The organism is Geobacillus proteiniphilus, assembly GCF_001908025.1.
GTDB classification, from domain to species: Bacteria; Bacillota; Bacilli; order Bacillales; family Anoxybacillaceae; genus Geobacillus; species Geobacillus proteiniphilus.
The window spans coordinates 1-419 of sequence record NZ_MQMG01000152.1; the positions used below are offsets into that span (position 1 = coordinate 1).

Below are 419 nucleotides of genomic sequence, written 5' to 3' on the forward strand. Positions count from 1 at the left end.
TTCACGCCCTATTCAGACTCGCTTTCGCTGCGGCTCCGCCTCTTCGGCTTAACCTCGCACGCCATCGTCACTCGCCGGTTCATTCTACAAAAGGCACGCCATCACCCATCAACGGGCTCTGACTACTTGTAGGCACACGGTTTCAGGTTCTCTTTCACTCCCCTCCCGGGGTGCTTTTCACCTTTCCCTCACGGTACTGGTGCACTATCGGTCACTAGGGAGTATTTAGCCTTGGGAGATGGTCCTCCCTGCTTCCGACGGGATTTCCCGTGTCCCGCCGTACTCAGGATCCGCTCGGGAGGGAACGAAGTTTCGACTACAGGGCTCTCACCTTCTCCGGCCGGCCGTTCCAGACCGGTTCGTCTACCCCGTTCCTTTCTCACTCCCACAGTGAGCGGTCCTACAACCCCAAGAGGACA

General features: G+C 58.2%; 1 rRNA gene. It reads right to left on the reverse strand.

From position 1 onward, the window contains the following. Positions 1-419, reverse strand: a 23S ribosomal RNA gene (locus tag BRO54_RS18970); the annotation flags it as partial.